This is a genomic window from Citrobacter sp. KTE30 (assembly GCF_000398825.1).
Lineage (GTDB): Bacteria > Pseudomonadota > Gammaproteobacteria > Enterobacterales > Enterobacteriaceae > Citrobacter > Citrobacter freundii.
The window spans coordinates 1015702-1034634 of record NZ_KB976055.1; the positions used below are offsets into that span (position 1 = coordinate 1015702).

Sequence of the window (18933 nt, forward strand, 5' to 3'; positions counted from 1 at the left end):
TATATCTTTTGATTTGAGTCAATTTCGTGCAGTCATTAAATGCATAAATGTGATCTGAATCGGATATAACAATGTGAATTAAAAGGATTTGTGCATTGCGGTGAGGGTGGGAAATGTGCAGGGTTCTCGGGTCAATCATTAGGATAATCTGGGCTATAATGGGCTCAGTACCAACAAGATCCGCGGGGGAAATGTGAATATTAGCGATGTTGCGAAAAGAACCGGTTTGACCAGCAAAGCGATACGCTTTTATGAAGAAAAAGGCTTAGTGACGCCGCCGCTGCGTAGCGAAAATGGCTATCGCACATACAACCAACAGCATCTGAATGAACTTACGCTGCTGCGCCAGGCACGCCAGGTGGGTTTTAATCTCGAAGAGTGCGGCGAACTGGTGAATCTGTTTAACGATCCGGCGCGTCATAGCGCAGATGTGAAAAAGCGTACCTTAGAAAAGGTCGCGGACATTGAGCGGCATATCAGCGAGCTGCAGGCCATGCGCTTGCATTTGCTGGCACTGGCGGAGAGTTGCCCTGGCGATGACAGCGCCGAATGCCCGATCATTGATAACCTCTCCGGCTGCTGCCACCATAAAGCGAAGGCTTAACGGCGAGGGGGATTAAGCATAAATACCACCGTCCCGCGGTACCACGGGGATTTCTCAAGCTGCGCTTCAGCCTGCGGGTCCCGGCTACCGTTTTGCACCAGCCCCAGCTTAAACGGAATGCGCAGACGACTGAGTGCGGGCAGATACGCCTGATAATTCGTTACCGTATGACGGCCCTGATAGCTCTGGACCACCAGTTCATCGACCGCCAGCGCATTCAGCGTGGCGACGTCGCCCGTTTTTGCCCAATCCAGAAGTCCAGTCACGCCAAGTGCAAACTCGGCCGGTAACTGTTGGCGTAATTGCTGCAGAAAGCGGGCGTAATCGGCAAGCTGATGGGTCGCCGCGTCAAAATCAACCTGCAGGCCGAGCACATGATTCCCGGCGGTCTGCCAGCGTTGCATCAATCTTATGATGCGAGCCGGGATCGCCTCCGGTACGTCGAGCGTGGTAAAGCGCACGGTCAGCCAGATCGAGGGAAAAGACAGGCGGCTGACCGGCAGCCCGAGACGCTGGAAAACCACGTTACCCGAACGAACCAGCACCTCACCCTGATGCAGATAGACCGTTTGCGCGTCTTTCAGTTCGTCACTGGCCTTCACGCCGGACCACAGCCAGAAGGCCGGATGCTCACGGGCGGCGACGATATCCGCCGCCTGCGGCTGGCCTGTCAGCAGCGCGGTTACCAGTAGTATTTGAGTTTTTGCGCCCACGGACTTCCCGGATACTGCGTTTTCAGTTGGGTGAACCAGCCTTTACGCTGCAGTTTATCCACTTCCTCACCGCCGCACTCGTTAGAGCCTGACGGCGCATAGCACATGATGGCGCGATACAGCGCGAAGCTCTTGTCTTCAACCTCTGCTTTCGGCGAAGTGATCACCTGCTGATAGTAGCGTTGCCTGTCGAACTGACCGAACGGCTCCTTGCGCGATATTGCTGATTCAAGAACGTCGTTGCCAGCACTGTTTTTCCACAAATCGACGTGGGTTTGCGTGGTGCGGAAGAATTCGCCTAAGCAGTTCAGCGCGTGGGCATCATCCGCTTTTTTGCTCAATACCGTTACCGTTTCATTGAGGCTGCGACAGGTGTAACCGCGCTCGGCAGCGTCGCCGTTCCAGTCGAAAATACTCAGATTAACGTCATCAAACGCGTCGCCAATAACCGGCGGAGTAATGGCGCTGGCCAGTTTTCTGTCATTCAACCAGTCGCCAAAGCGGTTTTCGGTAAGATCGCGTACCAGCAGCGTATGCAGGGCGATGGTACGCTCTTCATTGTTAGGTCCATGGATGGCCTGCTGGCGCAGCAGTTCAGGCGAGGCCTGTGTTTTCAGTATCTGCGAGCGAAAACGCAGGTTGGTTACTGCGCTTTCTGGGGCAAATACCGCCGCCACGTCGCCGCTATAAACCAGCGTTGCGGCGAGCTTAGCCTGTAAATACTGCTGCTGTTCGTTGTCCTGGCTGAGTTTTAGCAACTGCAGCCAGAAATCACGCGCCGCGCTCCAGTTCTTCTGGCCCATCAGCGCTTCGCCGTACAGCACTTGTTCGCTGAAGGCGAGGGTATCGTGAATGGCGAGTTTCTGCGCTGGCGTAACTGCCTGAATAATCGCCGCGTAGTTCTCCGTCGCCAGCCACAGATTCAGTTGCAGATCGCGCCATAGCGGCAGTTTTTGGCTCTGCTCAAACACCGGTTTGCTGGCATCGAGCTGCGCCTGGGTCAGCGTGGGTTTACTGTTGTTATCCAGACGCAGCGCGCGCAGCAGTTCGATATAGCTGACAAGCGGCGCATCGGGGAATGCTTCCACCACGGACTGTTCGTAGAACGCCATACCGTAGACATTATCGTATTCGATGACTATTTCTCGCAGTTGCCGAGCGTCAGCCGACTGCTGGAGCGTCTGCTCATACAACCCGGCCAGCTGCGGCCACGCCTGTAAATACCAGTTGATGCGACGCAGCATACCGCGCGCGGAGTCGGCATACAGGCCTTGCGGGTAACGTTGCAGATAGGCTTGCGCCTGCGTCTGAGCCTGAGTCGCGTCCTCGCGGTTAATTTTTGCAATATCAAAATCGCCGTATTCGCCCACGCTGTTCTGGCTGCTCTTGTTCAACGCCGCACGCATCAGCATGTATTGCGCGGTCTCTGCCAGCCACGGGCGCTCACTTTTGGCAAGCTGAGTGAAATCCCGTTCGGCGCTGGCATAATCACCGGCATAGAAACTGGCAGCTGCGGCCAGATAATTTTTATAGGACTGAGCCGGTGAATCAGCCGGGAGGGTGGCAAGTGAAGACTCAATTTGCTCGCGGGTTGCCCCGGATAGCAGCCCCGTACGCGCCTGGGCTAAGGCCTGGCGCTGTTCCGCTGTTAACGTCGAGTCGGCCAGCAGTGCGGCAAAAAATGCGCTGACGCTCTCGGTGTTATTCGAAACATGACGGTTCTCAAGCTCAGCGTCGTTGACGTTTATTTCGTCTGCGCTAATGTTCAGTTCGGCCATCTGTCGGGAGAGTGGGCTGTCTGCGGCGGATGCCGGAGCAGCGGCTGGCTGCGAGGTTGCCTCATCCCATTGCGGGTGATAGGCAAAATAGAAATCCCGGGAGCGGGTGATATCCGCTGGCATTGATTGCACCGGCAGAGCAAATGATTTTTCCTGGCTCAGCAGCCGCAGCAGGTTGTCGCGGCTGTCGTTTTCAGGGTTAAAGGTTGGCGTGCCTTTCAGCAGGCAGCTGTCGTCGCTCCATTTGCAGTCTTCCATATCGAAAGAGGCGAATGCCTGCGGGGCGGCGGTCAGTAATGTGCAAAGGGCAAAGGCAAGGGGTGTCTTCCTGACCATAGTCTTATTTCCTGTCTTTTTAATGTGATACCGCTTTAATAATCAGGGTTATCCCTTCAACGGCAATGACTTCAACCTGCGTACCGGCGCTCAAATCGTCGCTGGCGCTAACGGGCCAGGAACTGTCGCCGACGCGCATGTGTCCGCGACCATTGACCAGGGCGGTTTCCAGAATAAATCGTCGGCCAACCAGCTGCTGTCCGCGCTGGTTAAGATGGCTGTCGGCGGGTTTCTGCTCCTGAACGCGCCTTGCCAGCCATTTCCACCACAGCCACGCCGCCAGCAGGGTGAGGACGGCGAACATCGCCCCCTGCCACGCCCAGTCTAGCGGAACGAGCCAGACGACCAGACCGGTAATTACCGCCGCTACGCCGCTCCACAGCAGATAGCCGTTACCGCCCAGCATCTCGGCGGCGAGTAGCAAACCGCCGAGGCTGAGCCAGAAGATGTGCGGATGCACCAGAATCATCGCTATCATGATTTTTTCCGCTCGCTGGCGCTGTCCTTAACCAGTTCGGCGATCCCGGCAATAGAGCCCATCAGGCTGCTGGCATCCAGCGGCATCATCACCACTTTGCTGTTATTCGACGAGCCGATATGCTGCAGCGCTTCAGTGTATTTCTGCGCCACGAAGTAGTTCACTGCCTGAATATCCCCAGCGGCAATGGCCTCAGACACCATCTGCGTTGCGCGAGCTTCGGCTTCTGCTGAACGTTCACGCGCTTCAGCCTGTAAAAACGCGGACTGGCGTTCACCTTCCGCTTTAAGGATCTTCGACTGTTTCTCACCTTCGGCCTTGACGATTTCTGCCTGACGAATCCCTTCGGCCTCAAGAATGTAGGCGCGCTTGGTACGTTCGGCTTTCATCTGCGCGTTCATCGCGTCGATAAGTTCTGCCGGAGGACGCACGTCGCGGATCTCGATACGGGTGATTTTGATGCCCCAGGGATTCGTGGCTTCATCAACAATATGCAGCAGGCGCGTGTTGATGTTGTCGCGTTGGGAAAGCATTTCATCGAGTTCCATCGAACCGAGAACGGTACGAATGTTGGTCATGGTCAGGTTGATAATCGCCAGTTCCAGGTTGCTGACTTCATAGGCGGCTTTCGGCGCGTCGATCACCTGAATAAAGCACACGGCATCAATTGCGACGTTGGCGTTATCTTTGGAGATGACTTCCTGAGAAGGGATATCAAGCACCTGTTCCATCATGTTGATCTTACGACCAATGCGGTCCATGAACGGCACAACAAGGCTTAAACCCGGTTGCAGGGTTTTGGTGTAACGGCCAAAACGCTCTACCGTCCACTGATATCCCTGCGGGACGATTTTGACGCCAGCGCCGACGATCACCAGCGCGACAAAAATAAGAATAGGAATAAAAATGAGCATTGATGAAACCTCCTGTTGTGCTGTCCTTTACTGCCTCATTAATCAAATTATACCCGATTTATCAAGGTGGGCTCCCTTATAATAAATTACAGGGATAGACTGTCTGAACGAAAGATGTAAAAAAGGAATGGGTAATGGAAGAAAGCAGTATTTTGCTTCAGTTAAAAAATGTCGCATGGCAGGCTGGTGAGACGCAGGTTCTCAATAACATCTGTTTTGATCTCCGCGCCGGAGAATTTAAGTTGATTACCGGCCAGTCCGGCTGTGGGAAAAGTACGTTACTCAAGATTGTGGCGTCATTAATGAGTCCGACTGCCGGTGAAATTCTCTTTGAAGGCAAGGAGATCAATACCCTCAAGCCGGAAACGTATCGCCAGCAGGTCTCCTATTGTGCGCAAACGCCTGCTTTGTTTGGTGACACCGTTTACGACAACCTCATTTTCCCCTGGCAAATCCGTAACAAACGTCCGGAGCCGGATGCGTTTCTGAGCGATCTGGCCCGTTTTGATCTCCCCGAGACGATCCTCAGAAAAAGCATAAATGAGCTGTCCGGTGGCGAGAAGCAGCGCGTCTCGCTAATTCGTAATTTGCAGTTTCTGCCCAAAATTCTGCTGCTTGATGAAATCACCAGCGCGCTGGATGAGGCTAATAAACGTAATGTGAACGAATTAATTCACCACTATGTTCGCGATAAGAATATTGCGGTGCTGTGGGTGACGCACGACAAAGATGAAATTACGCATGCGGATAATGTCATAACCCTTCAACCGCACGCCGGAGAAATGCAGGAAGCACGCAATGAACGAGCATAATATTACCAATGAGTCCCTGGCATTAGCGATGATGCTGGTGGTGGTGGCGATCCTGATTAGCCACAAAGAAAAACTGGCGCTGGAGAAAGATATTCTCTGGAGCGTTTGCCGGGCAGTGGTTCAGCTGATTATCGTCGGCTATGTGCTGAAATATATTTTTGGCGTTAACCACAGTATTCTGACCTTACTGATGGTGCTGTTTATCTGCTTTAACGCGGCTTATAACGCACAAAAGCGCAGTAAATATATTGATAAAGCTTTCCTCTCGTCGTTTATCGCTATCACGGTGGGGGCGGGGCTAACGCTGGCGGTGCTGGTTTTGTCTGGCTCTATCGAGTTCACGCCGATGCAGGTCATCCCGATCTCCGGCATGATTGCAGGCAATGCGATGGTGGCAGTGGGGCTGTGTTACAACAATCTGGGACAGCGGTTTAACAGCGAACAGCAGCAAATTCAGGAAAAACTTAGCCTCGGCGCGACGCCGAAAGTGGCCTCTGCGGCGCTGATTCGCGACAGCATTCGCGCCTCGTTGATCCCAACGATCGACTCTGCAAAAACGGTAGGGCTGGTGAGTTTACCGGGGATGATGTCCGGGTTGATCTTCGCGGGTATTGATCCAGTAAAAGCGATTAAGTATCAGATTATGGTGACGTTTATGCTGCTTTCTACCGCCAGCCTGTCGACCATTATTGCCTGCTACCTGACTTATCGGAAGTTCTATAATTCGCGCCACCAATTAGTCGTAACGCATTTGAAGAAGACGTGATGTGATGCCGGAGGGATCGGTATTGGTAGAATTTGTATGCCCGATAAGCGCAAGCGCCATCGGGCAAAATCAAACGGATTAGTACAACAGTGCGTACAGTTGGCGGCGGTATTTTGAGGCCAGCGCATCGCCGGTTCCGAGTGCGGCAAGGATCTCCTGGAAGGTCTTACGTGCCTGACCGTCGGCAGCAGTGAGATCTTTCTTCAGGTGGCTGAACAGCAGTTCCAGTGATTCCTCGTTACGTCCGACCTGATGTAACTGGATGGCTAGTTGAGTTGCCAGCGCCGCATCCTGCGGATTGCTGGCGACTTGCTGCTGCAGCTGTTGGATTTCCGGCGTATCCGCCGCCTGCTTCAGCAGTTCTATCTGCGCCACCAGTCCCTGATAGCGGGTGTCCTGATCCTGCAACGGAATGGTTTTCAGCACCGCTTCGGCATCGTCAGAACGATTGAGGGCGATTTGCGTTTCCGCCAGCAGCAGGCCAATTTCGCTGCTCTGGTTGGAGATCTGCCAGGCTTCTTTCAGCAGCGGCAGTGCATCCGCGTGATTACCGGCTTCGATGAACTCGATAGCCTGACGCGCTTTCAGCTCTTCTTCGCTCGGCAACACTTTTTCCAGCAGCGCGCGGATAACCTCTTCCGGCTGCGGGCCCTGGAATCCGTCTACTGGCTGACCGTTCTGGAACAGATAAACGGTAGGGATGGCGCGCAGGCCAAACTGAGAAGCGATCATCTGCTCGGCGTCGCAGTCGAGCTTGGCGAGAATAAACTGACCGTTGTACTGGGCGGCAAGGCTCTCCAGTACCGGCGTCAATTGCAGGCAGTGCTGGCTGCGCTCAGACCAAAAATAGAACAGGACCGGCGTGGTCATCGACTGTTCAAGGGTCTGCTGCAGGTTCGATTCGTTAATGTTAACAATATTCTGTGTGGACATGGAGTTACTCTCTTTTGTCGATTTCTTGTTACATGGGGGCTGACGCGCGTGCTTCAACTCAACCCTGTAAAATTTTGTCCATTATGCGGCCTGGCAACAGGCGTTTAAGTAGCATCACTGCCCAGGTCACCAGCGTAACCGGATAACGTAGCTTTGGTTTATCGCTCTCAAATGCATGACGTACTTTGGCGACAACCGCTTCTGGTCCCAGCGTAAAACGCGCGGCAATGCCGGGGTTTTCCACGGGAGCATCGCTCTGGGTCTGGTTGACGTTTTCGGTAAAGCGGGTACGGATGGGGCCGGGCTCAATCAGGCTGACCTTAATGCCGCTGTGGCGCAGTTCCATACGCAGCGCGTCGGACCAGGCTTCCAGCGCATATTTGCTGGCGGCATAGGCGCCGCGTCCCGGCGTTGAGATCAATCCCATCACCGATGAGGTCATCACGATACGTCCTTCGCCGTGAGGGAGCATAGCGGGCAACAGGCGCATGGTAAGCTGATGTGCGCCAAAGAAGTTGGCGGAAAATTGCTGTTCCATCTGTTCACGGCTGATGGTGGGCAGGGGACCATAGACACCGTATCCGGCGTTGTTAAAGATCCCATATAAACGATTATCGGTCAGGGCGATCACTTCATCGGCGGCACGATCCACGCTTTCGGGTGAATCCAGATCCAGCAATATGCCAGTGAATCCCATACTGTTCATACGCGCGACATCGTCAGGTTTGCGACAGCCTGCCAGAATTTGAAAACCCTGGCGCTTTAGTTCAAGCGCGCTTTCCAGACCGATTCCGCTGGAACATCCTGTTATTAAGACCGATTTTTGCATAACTTTACCTGTCAGGATCTCCGTTGTTTTATGAGTCGTGATTTACTAGAGGAGTGAGATGTTGCGCCATCCAGTCGGCAATAAACGGCTGAGCGTCACGGTTAGGATGAATACCATCATCCTGCATCCACTGGGGTTTCAGATAAACCTCTTCCATAAAAAATGGCAGCAGAGGAATATCAAACTCTTTGGCGAGCTTTGGATAAATCGCGCTAAAGGTTTCATTATAACGGCGGCCATAGTTTGCCGGCAGACGAATTTGCATCAGCAGCGGTTCGGCATTTGCCGCTTTGACATCCTGCAGAATCGTGCGCAGGGTTTGTTCGGTTTGCGCAGGCGCAAAGCCGCGCAGGCCATCGTTACCGCCAAGTTCGACCAGCACCCAGCGCGGCTGGTGCTGCTTGAGTAATGCAGGTAGACGGGCCAGACCTTGCTGCGAGGTGTCGCCGCTAATGCTGGCATTCACCACTGGCGTTTTGGTTTGCCATTTATCATTAAGTAGCGCAGGCCACGCGGCGCTGGCGGACATACGGTATCCGGCGCTCAGGCTGTCACCCAGAATTAATAACGTGTCCGCAGCGGCGGCGCGGAAAGTTAACAGGACCAGGAACAGGAAAGGCCAATGCCAGCGGAAAACATTGTTGAAGTTCATCATCTTAAGAAATCCGTCGGTCAGGGTGATCAAGAGCTATCCATCCTTACCGGAGTTGAACTGGTTGTCAAACGCGCCGAGACCATTGCGTTGATTGGCGAGTCGGGATCGGGGAAATCCACGCTGCTGGCGATCCTCGCCGGGCTGGACGATGGCTCCAGCGGTGAAGTCAGCCTGGTGGGGCAGGCGCTGCACACTATGGACGAAGAAGCCCGGGCGCAGCTGCGGGCGCGGCACGTGGGTTTTGTCTTCCAGTCATTCATGTTAATTCCAACCCTCAACGCGCTGGAAAACGTCGAACTACCCGCGCTGCTACGCGGCGAAAATAGCGGAAAAAGTCGTGACGGGGCAAAAACGCTGCTGGAGCAACTGGGGTTGGGAAAACGTCTTGATCATCTTCCGGCCCAGCTTTCCGGCGGGGAGCAGCAACGCGTAGCGCTGGCACGGGCGTTTAACGGACGCCCTGACGTGCTGTTTGCCGATGAACCAACGGGCAATCTGGACCGCCAGACCGGAGACAAAATCGCCGACCTGCTGTTTTCTCTGAACCGGGAACACGGTACCACCCTGATTCTGGTGACCCATGACCCGCAGCTGGCGGCGCGTTGCGATAGGCGTTTACGCCTGGTGAACGGACAGTTGCAGGAGGAGGCATGATTGCACGCTGGTTCTGGCGCGAATGGCGCTCGCCTTCATTACTGATTGTCTGGCTGGCGTTAAGCCTGGCGGTGGCCTGTGTACTGGCGCTGGGCAATATCAGCGATCGCATGGAAAAAGGGCTGAGCCAGCAAAGCCGTGAGTTTATGGCGGGGGACCGGTCGCTGCAAAGTTCGCGCGCTGTGCCGAAAGCGTGGATTGACGAGGCGCGACAGCGTGGTCTGAAGGTGGGTGAACAGCTAACCTTTGCCACCATGACCTTTGCCCGGGATACGCCGCAGCTGGCGAACGTCAAAGCAGTGGATGATGTGTATCCGATGTACGGCACGCTGCAAACCAATCCGCCGGGGCTGAAACCGCAGCCGGGCTCAGTGCTGTTGGCCCCGCGTCTGATGGCGCTACTCAACTTAAAAATCGGTGATTCCATCGACGTTGGCGATGCCACCCTGCGCATCGCCGGAGAAGTGGTGCAGGAACCGGATTCCGGTTTTAATCCCTTCCAGATAGCGCCGCGCCTGATGATGAACATGGCGGATGTCGAAAAAACGGCGGCGGTCCAGCCGGGAAGCCGTGTGACCTGGCGCTATAAATTTGGTGGTACGCCACAGCAACTGGAAGCCTATGAAAAATGGCTGCTTCCGCAGTTAAAGCCAGAACAGCGTTGGTATGGGCTGGAGCAGGATGAAGGGGCGTTGGGGAAATCACTGGAGCGTTCGCAACAGTTCCTGCTGCTGTCGGCACTGTTAACGCTACTGCTGGCGGTTGCTGCCGTTGCCGTGGCGATGAATCATTACTGTCGCAGTCGTTACGATTTGGTGGCGATATTAAAAACGCTCGGCGCGGGCAGGGCGCAGCTGCGCAAGCTGATTATCGGCCAGTGGCTGATGGTGCTGACGCTTTCTGGCATGACCGGCGGGCTGTTCGGGCTGTTATTTGAGCGGGTGCTGGTGGTATTACTGAAGCCAGTTCTGCCCGGTGAGCTGCCGCCCGCCAGCCTGTGGCCGTGGCTGTGGGCACTCGGTACGATGACCGTCATTTCTCTGCTGGTGGGGCTACGCCCTTATCGCTTGCTGCTGGCGACGCAGCCGCTGCGGGTACTGCGTCGCGACGTGGTGGCAAACGTCTGGCCGCTTAAGGTCTATCTGCCCGTAGCAACGATAGTTGTGGTTGCGCTGCTGGCCGGATTGATGGGCGGAAGTATGCTGCTGTGGGCGGTACTGGCCGGGGCTGTGGTGCTGGCGCTGCTGTGCGGTGTGTTGGGCTGGATGTTGCTTAACCTGCTGCGTGGTCTGACGCTGACCTCGCTGCCGCTGCGTTTGGCGGTCAGCCGGCTGTTGCGCCAGCCGTGGTCAACGCTGAGTCAACTGTCGGCATTTTCGCTGTCCTTTATGCTGCTGGCGCTGTTGCTGGTGCTGCGCGGCGATCTCCTCGACCGCTGGCAGCAGCAAATGCCGCCGGAAAGTCCAAACTATTTTCTGATCAACATTGCCACTGAGCAGGTGGCTCCGCTGAAGGCTTTCCTTGCTGAGCATCAGGTGATCCCGGAGTCGTTCTACCCGATAGTGCGGGCCCGTCTGACGGCGATCAATGAGAAATCGACCGAAGGCAATCAGGATGAAGCGCTGAACCGCGAGCTTAATCTGACCTGGCAGGATACCCGCCCGGATCATAACCCGATCGTTGCCGGGAGCTGGCCGCCAAAAGCGGGCGAAGTGTCGATGGAAGAGGGGCTGGCGAAACGACTGAGCGTTAAGCTTGGCGATCGGGTGACCTTTATGGGGGATACCCAGGATTTCAGCGCTACGGTCAGCAGTCTGCGCAAAGTGGACTGGGAAAGCCTGCGACCAAACTTTTTCTTTATCTTCCCTTCCGGCGCGCTGGATGCTCAGCCACAAAGCTGGTTAACCAGCTTTCGCTGGGAGAACGGCAACGGCATGCTGACGCAGCTTAACCGCGAATTCCCGACTATCAGCCTGCTGGATATTGGTGCCATTCTCAAACAGGTGAGTCAGGTGCTGGAGCAGGTGAGCCGCGCGCTGGAGGTGATGGTAGTGCTGGTCACCGCTTGCGGTATGTTGCTGCTATTGGCGCAGGTGCAGGTCGGGATGCGTCAGCGTCATCAGGAACTGGTGGTCTGGCGCACGCTGGGAGCGGGTAAGAAGTTGCTGCGTACCACGCTGTGGTGCGAGTTCGCGATGCTCGGGATGGTCGCCGGACTGGTGGCGGCCATCGGGGCGGAAACTGCGCTGGCGGTGCTGCAAACCCGCGTGTTTGATTTCCCCTGGGAGCCAGACTGGCGGCTGTGGGTTGTGTTGCCGCTTTGTGGGGCATTGCTGCTCTCTCTCTGCGGCGGATGGCTCGGTTCACGTCTTCTTAAAGGCAAAGCGCTGTTCCGTCAGTTCAGCAGTTAATTCATATTCGTGATGATTACGCACCGGTTTTTTTAAATCGGTGCGTTTTTTTATCTATGTAGCACAAAATGATAACTCATTGATATTTAACAGCACAGAACAATAAAAACCCGACAACACGAGTGTATTAATAAACGTTAATATTTGTATGCTGAATAATTGGCAGGCTATCTATCAAGGTACAAATAATGACTATAAAAAAAACGGCGCTGGCGGTATCGATCGGCGCAGCAGTGGCATTAACGACTTTCGCCTCCCAGGCGGAAATCACGGTCCTGAAACAAGATCCGCAGGCGGGCAACCCGCTGAGCCGTCTTAATTTCACCGTCGGCGGGAGTATTCGTCCGCAGTTCCAGAATATGGCCGGTGACGATGGTAAGAATGGCTACAAACGTAATGGCTTCGACGGTGGAACGCGTTTCCGCTTCGCTGCTGACTACTATCTGTTTGATGACATCAGCTGGGTGAGCTATTACGAGCTGGGCGTTAACTTCCCGGCGATGTTCAACTGGGACAATCACTATGCTAACGGCGCCAACGATACTACGCGTCGTATGCTGTACACCGGTCTGAAGAGCGCGACCTGGGGTACGCTGACCTTCGGTCAACAGAACAGCATTTACTATGATGTGGTGGGTGCGAAAACGGATATCTGGGACTACGACATGATTGGCCAGGCGCCAGGTAACGGTATCAATGGCGACTACGACGGTTCCTATCGTACACGTAAGTCACTGAAGTATAAAAATACGGTAGGCGATGTTGATCTTTACGCGTCTTATCTGTTCAGCGATGACTACAACCCGAACAACGGTTTGCGCTACAAACGTAAAGGCGGCGGCTCCCTGGGTGTGGATTATCACATCACCGATGACCTGACCTGGGGTACGGCGTGGAACTACACCCGCGCGGAAATGCGTGGCAACACCAGCAAAACCTACGATCAAAACATCGTCGGTACTGCGCTGAGCTGGAAACCGGACAACTGGACCTTCTCGCTGGGCGGCGGTTGGTATCAAAACTTCATGACCACCAAAAAAGTCTCTGTTAATGACTATTTTGCCGGTGACGCCTGGGGTCTGGAATACTTTGCGGGATACACCTTCCCGGTTGGCCAGTATGCGCTGAAATCCGTGCAGCCATACTTTATGGGCGATCGTATTGAATACGTGAATGGCCGTAACTACCTGCGTACCGACAACGGTGTGGGTATCAGCTTCCAGCTGGATTACGGTTTCCGTGTGGATTACGAACACGTCTTCACCTCCAGCACCGACAATCTGGGCGACATGAACCTGGTGCGTCTGCGTTACGACTTCTAATCGAACGCCTGCCGCCCGATGCGTTTATCGGGCCTACGAGAGCAGGGGGATCGCGTTATTTGTAGGCCGGATAAGGCACTTGTGCCGACATCCGGCTTTTTCATGCCTTCTCACATTTAAAAACACACTCTGCAACATCATGAAATAATTTCAAGGACAGCAGGTTGTGATCTGTGTCATGTTAACAATCAGCCTGTTAACAGGCCAACAAGAACAACGCCGCAAGAACGGCGTGAGACATGACACCACAACGTTAAAATGGAGAGATTATGGGATTGCGTCAGAGTTTACGCGTCGCGACCGGGGCGCTGTTACTGGCCTGTGGATTACAATTTGCTCATGCGAACAGTGATCCGCACACCATCGTATTTGGCGTCGCACCTGGGCCGTACGGCGATATGGTAAAACAAGCCATTGCCCCTACGCTGAAAGAGAAAGGCTATAAGGTAGTAGTGCGCGAATTCAGCGACTACGTGCAACCTAACATGGCGCTCTCCAATGGCAGCATCGATGCTAACCTGTTCCAGCATTCACTCTACTTTGACAAATTCACCGCCGATAAAGGCCTGAAGCTGAGCAAGCTGATTGTGGTCCCGACAGCCGGGATGGGTTTTTACTCACATAAAATCAAAAGCCTGGATGAGTTGAAAAAAGGGGATGTGATCACGCTTTCCAACGATCCCACCAACCTGGCTCGCGGTCTGCGTTTTCTGCAGTCTATTGGCCTTATCACCATCAAAGATAACATCGATCCAACTAAAGCCTCCGAGCGCGATATTGCCAGCAACCCGAAAGGGCTGGTGTTTAAACCGCTGGAAGCGGCACAGCTGCCGCGTACGCTGGACGGTGTGACCGGTGCGCTGGTCAACGGCAACTTTGCCGTAGCGGCAAAACTGGATCTCGCCAGCGCCATCAAGCAGGAACACCTGGACGAAAATCTGAAAAATATCATCGCGGTACGCAGTGAAGATGCGGATAAACCATTTGCGAAAGATATTGTCGAGGCGGTGAAATCTCCGGCGTATCGTGCGGTGATCGACGATCCGCAAAATATCTACAGCGCCTTCCAGAAACCGGAATGGATGTCGGTAGCCCAATAATCGCTGCGCACAAGGGTTAACAGGGGCAGCGACGACTGCCCTTTTCGCATTTCTGAGGTGGCTATGATTGAGATTGAGAAAGTTTGCGTGGATTTTAGCGCAGGCCGTGGAGCATCAACCCGGGCGGTTGATGACGTTAGCTTGCGCATTGGCGCAGGTGAGATATTTGGCATTGTCGGGACCAGCGGCGCGGGAAAAAGTACGCTGCTGCGCACCCTGAACGCCTTAACGCGTCCGAGCCAGGGAAGCGTTAAGGTGAACGGCGTAGAAATTTCCGCACTGGAAGGCGCGCATCTACGTAAAGCCCGTCAGCGTATCGGGATGATTTTTCAACATTTTAATCTGATGCATACCCGTACCGTGGCGCAAAACGTCGCCTTTAGCCTGAAGGCTGCCGGATGGGAACGCAGTAAAATTGGCCCGCGCGTGAGCGAAATTCTGTCGCTGGTGGGGCTGTCAGACAAGGCGAACCGCTTTCCGGTTCAGCTCAGCGGTGGGCAAAAGCAGCGTGTGGGTATTGCCCGCGCAATTGCCAATCACCCGGATGTGCTGCTGTGTGATGAACCCACTTCCGCGTTAGATCTCGAAACCTCGGCCACGATTCTGGCGTTGCTTAAGCAGATCAACCAACAGTTGGGGATCACGATCGTGCTGATCACCCATGAGATGAACGTGATCAAATCCATTTGCGATCGCGTGGCGGTGATGTCCGGTGGCAAGGTAGTGGAGTCTGGCGAGGTGTTTGATGTTTTTGCTCACCCGCAGCACGCTTTCACTCAGCAACTGGTGTCGCATACCCTCAATCTGACGTTACCCGACCGTCTGCGCCAGCATCTGCCTGGCCAGTTGCTAAAAATTCTGTTCATCGGTGATTCGGCAGAACAGCCGGTGTTGTCAGAAGTGGCGGTTAAATTTGGCGTGGCGGTGAACATTCTGCACGGCAAAATTGAATATATCGGCGAACGTGCGCTGGGGATTCTGGTGGTGCAACTGACCGCGCCGCATAACCCTTCTGCGGTGGATGTCGCCGTGGAACATATTCGTCAACGTACTGCACAGGTGGAGGTGATTCGTGGATGATTTATTGCCTGATTTGACGCTGGCGTTTAATGAAACCTTCCAGATGCTGAGCATCTCTACGCTGTTGGCGATTATTGGCGGTCTGCCGCTCGGTTTTCTTATTTTCGTTACCGACCGGCATTTATTCTGGCAGAACCGTTTTGTGTATCTGCTCAGCTCCGTGCTGGTGAATATTATCCGCTCGGTGCCGTTTGTGATCCTGCTGGTTCTGTTGTTGCCGCTAACCCAGTTTTTGCTCGGCAATACCATTGGACCCATCGCGGCGTCGGTTCCGCTGTCGGTAGCAGCAATTGCTTTCTATGCCCGTCTGGTTGATAGCGCGCTACGTGAAGTCGATAAAGGCATTATCGAGGCGGCGGAAGCGTTTGGCGCCAGCCCGATGCGCATCATCTGCACCGTTCTGTTACCGGAGGCGAGCGCGGGTCTGCTGCGTGGGCTGACGATAACGCTGGTGAGTCTGATCGGTTACTCCGCAATGGCCGGTATCGTTGGCGGCGGTGGAGTCGGCGACCTGGCGATTCGCTTTGGTTATTACCGCTACGAAACCCAGGTCATGATCGTCACCGTGGTGGCGCTGATTATTCTGGTGCAGGTCGTTCAGGTGCTGGGCGACTGGTTGGCGAAACGCGCAGACAAGCGCGACAGACATTGATTACTGTACGCTAAGCCAGTCAGCCACCTCCTGCCATGAGCCGCGAAAGACGATTTTCGCGGCTTTCTTTTCCAGCTGATAGCGATACATCGGGTCGTAATACTCGTTGAGCAACGGTACCAGCCAGCTCATATGCGCGTCGGTGCTGCCCGTTGCCTGCTGTTCGCGCAGAGCCACGTCGAGCAGGGTGGTCAGCTCGGCAAAACGTTGCAAACCCAGACGACGGCGGATAGCAAACAGACCGTGGTGCAGATACTCGCTGTACTCCTGCCAGCCCTGACTCTCGCCATAAGCGTGAGTGAAATCGTGGTGCATGCGCACAAAATACTCTTCGCGCAGCCGCTCCAGCCGTAGCTCAAAAGGATCGTCCACCACCGCAATAGCGGCCTGGCTCATGCGTTCGCGCAAACATTCGGGCAGATGATTAGCGCCGATCATGCGGCCTTCGTCCTCAAGTACCCACAGACGCAGATCCTGACGGCTGTCGGTTTTCAGCATTTCGACCGCCAGCAGGTTTTCAAAGCTTGCCTGGCTCAGCTGCGGTTCGACGGTGCGACCAAATGAGGAACCGCGATGGTGCGCCAGACCTTCGAGATCCACACCGTTTGGCTGCTGTTGCACCAGCTGCGTTTTACCGTTCCCGGTACAGCCGCCAATTAAGACGATCGGTTTTTGCACTAGCTCTTCAGTCAGTTGAATCGCCGCCTGACGCAATGCTTTATAACCGCCTTGTATTAGCGGGTAGTCAGTACCGGACTCGTGCAGCCATTGCTGCACAATGTGCGAACGCTGGCCGCCGCGCGCGCAGCATAAGTAGCCCGCAGGATTTTGACGACAGGCATTCAGCCAGGCCTTCATGCGTTGCTGGCGAGTCTCGCCACAGACCAGTTGATGGCCGAGCGCGAGGGCGGCCTCAGGCCCCTGACGTTTGTAACAGGTACCCACGGCAGCACGTTCGTCATCGTTCATTAAGGGAAGGTTTATTGCGCCCGGCATGGCGCCCTGCTGAAATTCGACGGGGGCGCGTACATCGATTAAAGGCGTACCAGCGAGCAGAATTGCGCGATAGTCCGTTCCATCGTTCATGTTTGATCCTGAAAATACAAAACAGCAATGGAGGGGATTTTACGCGCCAGGGGAGGGGCCGGGGAAGGATAAAATCCATTCCCCGGCATTAATGGCTTATTTCAGCTTTGACTGCGCCCAGATAATACCGCTGGCATATTCCGGCGGCAGCAGGGGGATAAGCGCTTCCAGTGTCGCGCTAAGGCGCGCGGTATCGCTGTCGCTCAGGTTCAGGTGACCCACCTTACGCCCTTCACGCACTTCTTTGTCATACCAGTGCAGGTGTACCAGCGGCAGCTTCAGCCAGTCGTAGTTCAGGTCGCTACCAATCAGGTTTACCATCACCGAAGGATGGTTCACCACCGGCGTCGGTAACGGCAGGTTGGTAATGGCACGCAGGTGCAGCTCAAACTGGCTAATGCTGGCGCCGTTTTGCGTCCAGTGCCCGCTGTTGTGCACGCGCGGAGCCAGTTCGTTGATCAGCAGACCTTCCGGGGTGATGAAACACTCCATCGCCATCACGCCGACATAGCCCAGCTCCTGCATGATGGCGGAGAGCATCGCTTCAGCCTGTGCCTGCTGTCTGGCGTTAGCCTGCGGGAACACCACGCTGGTGCGCAGAATACCGTCCTGATGCAGGTTATGGGTCAGGGGATAGAAAACGGTGCTGCCGTCATGCGCCCGAGCGCCAACCAGTGAGACTTCGCCAGAGAAGTTGATTCCTCGCTCGACAATGCACTCGCCATAGCAATCATCCGGCAGTTGTGCGGTTTCATTTGCGCGCAAACGCCACTGTCCACGACCGTCATAGCCGCCGACGCGACGCTTGACGATCGCCAGCTCGCCGAGTTTGTCGAATACCGCAGACCATTCGCTTTTATCTGCCAGCAGTTGCCACGGCGCGGTCGCCAGACCGAGCTTGTCAAAAAGCTGCTTTTGCGTCAGACGGTCGGCAATAATCGGGAAGACGTCGCGGTTAACAAACGCCGGGTGGCGCGCCAGTTCGCGAGTGAGCGCCGTTTCCGGCCAGCGCTCAATCTCTGCGGTGATCACGCTTTGCTGAAAAGGGACAGCAGCCGGTTCAGCGTCCAGCCCGACGGGCCAGACCGCAATGCCCAGCGGCTCGCCGGCCTGGCGCAGCATGCGTCCTAGCTGACCGTTACCGAGTACGCAGACCTGCTTCATGCCGCACCTCGCGGGTCCGGATTCTCCAGTACCTCATCGGTTTGTGCTTTGCGCCAGTCGTCCAGACGCTGGTGTAATGCGTTGTCGTGTGTAGCCAGAATTTGCGCTGCCAGTAGGGCCGCATTGGCCGCACCCGCTTTGCCGATCGCCAGTGTTCCAACGGGAATACCACGAGGCATTTGAACAATGGAGTAGAGGCTATCTACGCCGCTCAACGCTGCGCTTTGCACCGGAACGCCTAAAACAGGCACCAGCGTTTTCGCCGCAATCATGCCAGGCAAATGCGCTGCGCCACCGGCTCCGGCAATAATCACCTGATAACCGTTCTCTTCAGCGCTTTCGGCGAAGCTGAACAATTTGTCTGGGGTGCGGTGGGCGGAGACGACTTCAACATGATGCGGAACGTCCAGGATTTCGAAGATTTCGGTGGCGAACTGCATGGTAGCCCAGTCGCTTTTGGACCCCATCACGATGGCGACACGCGCCGGATTATTGCGGGAAGACATGCGTCTGAAAACTCCTGTGGTGCACTACACTCGACTTTTGAGGCCACAGAGAATAGCATAATTAACCTTCAAGGAAAACGATTGCGCGCTTTACACTTTACTCTTCAAGCTGCCTCTTTGTTGGCTGCATCTGCTCACCC

At 55.0% G+C, this 18933-nt stretch carries 19 protein-coding genes; 9 read left to right on the forward strand and 10 right to left on the reverse strand.

What is annotated here, in order from left to right:
- Positions 1–193 precede the first annotated feature (193 nt).
- Positions 194–604 carry a Cu(I)-responsive transcriptional regulator gene (gene cueR / locus WC1_RS18050; RefSeq protein WP_003021822.1) on the forward strand — a complete coding sequence of 137 codons (411 nt, stop codon included), beginning with the start codon at positions 194–196 and terminating at the stop codon, positions 602–604.
- Here the strand turns inward: cueR and WC1_RS18045 are convergent.
- From WC1_RS18045 to WC1_RS18030, 4 genes are read right to left on the reverse strand one after another with little or no spacing between them, the layout of a single operon-like run.
- Entirely contained in the window at positions 601–1317 is a 717-nt protein-coding gene (locus WC1_RS18045; RefSeq protein ID WP_003835804.1) for a DUF3142 domain-containing protein, read from the reverse strand. The two genes, cueR and WC1_RS18045, sit on opposite strands and share 4 nt — an antisense overlap.
- Positions 1287–3431, reverse strand: a complete 2145-nt coding sequence (locus WC1_RS18040) for a PA5441 family protein (RefSeq protein ID WP_016149723.1) — start codon at positions 3429–3431, stop codon at positions 1287–1289. The genes WC1_RS18045 and WC1_RS18040 overlap by 31 nt, the downstream gene beginning before the upstream one ends.
- Positions 3432–3450: 19 nt before the next feature.
- A complete protein-coding gene (locus WC1_RS18035; protein ID WP_003021832.1) occupies positions 3451–3909 on the reverse strand; it encodes an NfeD family protein in 459 nt (152 codons plus the stop codon).
- Positions 3906–4823 carry an SPFH domain-containing protein gene (locus WC1_RS18030; protein WP_003021835.1) on the reverse strand — a complete coding sequence of 306 codons (918 nt, stop codon included), beginning with the start codon at positions 4821–4823 and terminating at the stop codon, positions 3906–3908. The genes WC1_RS18035 and WC1_RS18030 overlap by 4 nt, the downstream gene beginning before the upstream one ends.
- Positions 4824–4957: 134 nt before the next feature.
- Here WC1_RS18030 and fetA point away from each other — a divergent pair, with 134 nt between their 5' ends.
- Both fetA and fetB read left to right on the forward strand, forming a co-directional pair.
- Complete coding sequence (gene fetA, locus WC1_RS18025) at positions 4958–5635, forward strand: iron efflux ABC transporter ATP-binding subunit FetA (RefSeq protein ID WP_003835797.1); 678 nt, start codon at positions 4958–4960, stop codon at positions 5633–5635.
- Positions 5622–6401 (forward strand): iron efflux ABC transporter permease subunit FetB, encoded by a 780-nt coding sequence (fetB, locus tag WC1_RS18020; protein WP_016149725.1) that lies wholly within the window; start codon positions 5622–5624, stop codon positions 6399–6401. Before fetA ends, fetB begins: the two co-directional genes overlap by 14 nt.
- A 78-nt stretch (positions 6402–6479) precedes the next feature.
- On the opposite strand, the gene WC1_RS18015 is transcribed toward fetB, so the two are convergent.
- Genes WC1_RS18015 through tesA form a run of 3 tightly spaced genes read right to left on the reverse strand, consistent with a single transcriptional unit; the run spans position 6480 to position 8818 of the window.
- Positions 6480–7334, reverse strand: coding sequence for a co-chaperone YbbN (locus WC1_RS18015; protein ID WP_003847508.1), 855 nt, complete (start codon positions 7332–7334; stop codon positions 6480–6482).
- A gap of 58 nt (positions 7335–7392) precedes the next feature.
- The gene (locus WC1_RS18010) at positions 7393–8163 is read right to left on the reverse strand and encodes an SDR family oxidoreductase (protein WP_016149726.1); all 771 of its coding nucleotides are present in this window, start codon (positions 8161–8163) and stop codon (positions 7393–7395) included.
- Between the two features lie 28 nt (positions 8164–8191).
- Positions 8192–8818 (reverse strand): multifunctional acyl-CoA thioesterase I/protease I/lysophospholipase L1, encoded by a 627-nt coding sequence (gene tesA / locus WC1_RS0122615; protein WP_003021850.1) that lies wholly within the window; start codon positions 8816–8818, stop codon positions 8192–8194.
- Here tesA and ybbA point away from each other — a divergent pair.
- From ybbA to WC1_RS17980, 6 genes are all read left to right on the forward strand, one after another.
- Positions 8786–9472: a putative ABC transporter ATP-binding protein YbbA gene (ybbA, locus tag WC1_RS18005; protein WP_003021853.1), complete on the forward strand. Its 687-nt coding sequence runs from the start codon at positions 8786–8788 to the stop codon at positions 9470–9472. The genes tesA and ybbA overlap by 33 nt on opposite strands.
- Positions 9469–11883, forward strand: coding sequence for a putative ABC transporter permease subunit YbbP (gene ybbP / locus WC1_RS18000; protein WP_016149727.1), 2415 nt, complete (start codon positions 9469–9471; stop codon positions 11881–11883). The genes ybbA and ybbP overlap by 4 nt, the downstream gene beginning before the upstream one ends.
- 188 nt (positions 11884–12071) lie before the next feature.
- Entirely contained in the window at positions 12072–13205 is a 1134-nt protein-coding gene (locus WC1_RS17995) for a porin (RefSeq protein WP_003021860.1), read from the forward strand.
- Between the two features lie 269 nt (positions 13206–13474).
- The gene (locus WC1_RS17990; protein WP_003835785.1) at positions 13475–14305 is read left to right on the forward strand and encodes a MetQ/NlpA family ABC transporter substrate-binding protein; all 831 of its coding nucleotides are present in this window, start codon (positions 13475–13477) and stop codon (positions 14303–14305) included.
- Positions 14306–14368: 63 nt separating this feature from the next.
- Positions 14369–15385, forward strand: coding sequence for a virulence-associated ABC transporter ATP-binding protein SfbB (sfbB, locus tag WC1_RS17985; protein ID WP_003847503.1), 1017 nt, complete (start codon positions 14369–14371; stop codon positions 15383–15385).
- Positions 15378–16037, forward strand: a complete 660-nt coding sequence (locus WC1_RS17980) for a methionine ABC transporter permease (RefSeq protein ID WP_003021866.1) — start codon at positions 15378–15380, stop codon at positions 16035–16037. The genes sfbB and WC1_RS17980 overlap by 8 nt, the downstream gene beginning before the upstream one ends.
- On the opposite strand, the gene mnmH is transcribed toward WC1_RS17980, so the two are convergent.
- The 3 genes from mnmH to purE form a co-directional block, all read right to left on the reverse strand.
- Positions 16038–17123 (reverse strand): tRNA 2-selenouridine(34) synthase MnmH, encoded by a 1086-nt coding sequence (mnmH, locus tag WC1_RS17975; RefSeq protein WP_016149728.1) that lies wholly within the window; start codon positions 17121–17123, stop codon positions 16038–16040.
- Between the two features lie 96 nt (positions 17124–17219).
- Positions 17220–18287 carry a 5-(carboxyamino)imidazole ribonucleotide synthase gene (gene purK / locus WC1_RS17970; RefSeq protein ID WP_003021869.1) on the reverse strand — a complete coding sequence of 356 codons (1068 nt, stop codon included), beginning with the start codon at positions 18285–18287 and terminating at the stop codon, positions 17220–17222.
- The gene (purE, locus tag WC1_RS17965; RefSeq protein WP_016149729.1) at positions 18284–18793 is read right to left on the reverse strand and encodes a 5-(carboxyamino)imidazole ribonucleotide mutase; all 510 of its coding nucleotides are present in this window, start codon (positions 18791–18793) and stop codon (positions 18284–18286) included. Before purE ends, purK begins: the two co-directional genes overlap by 4 nt.
- Positions 18794–18933 lie beyond the last annotated feature (140 nt).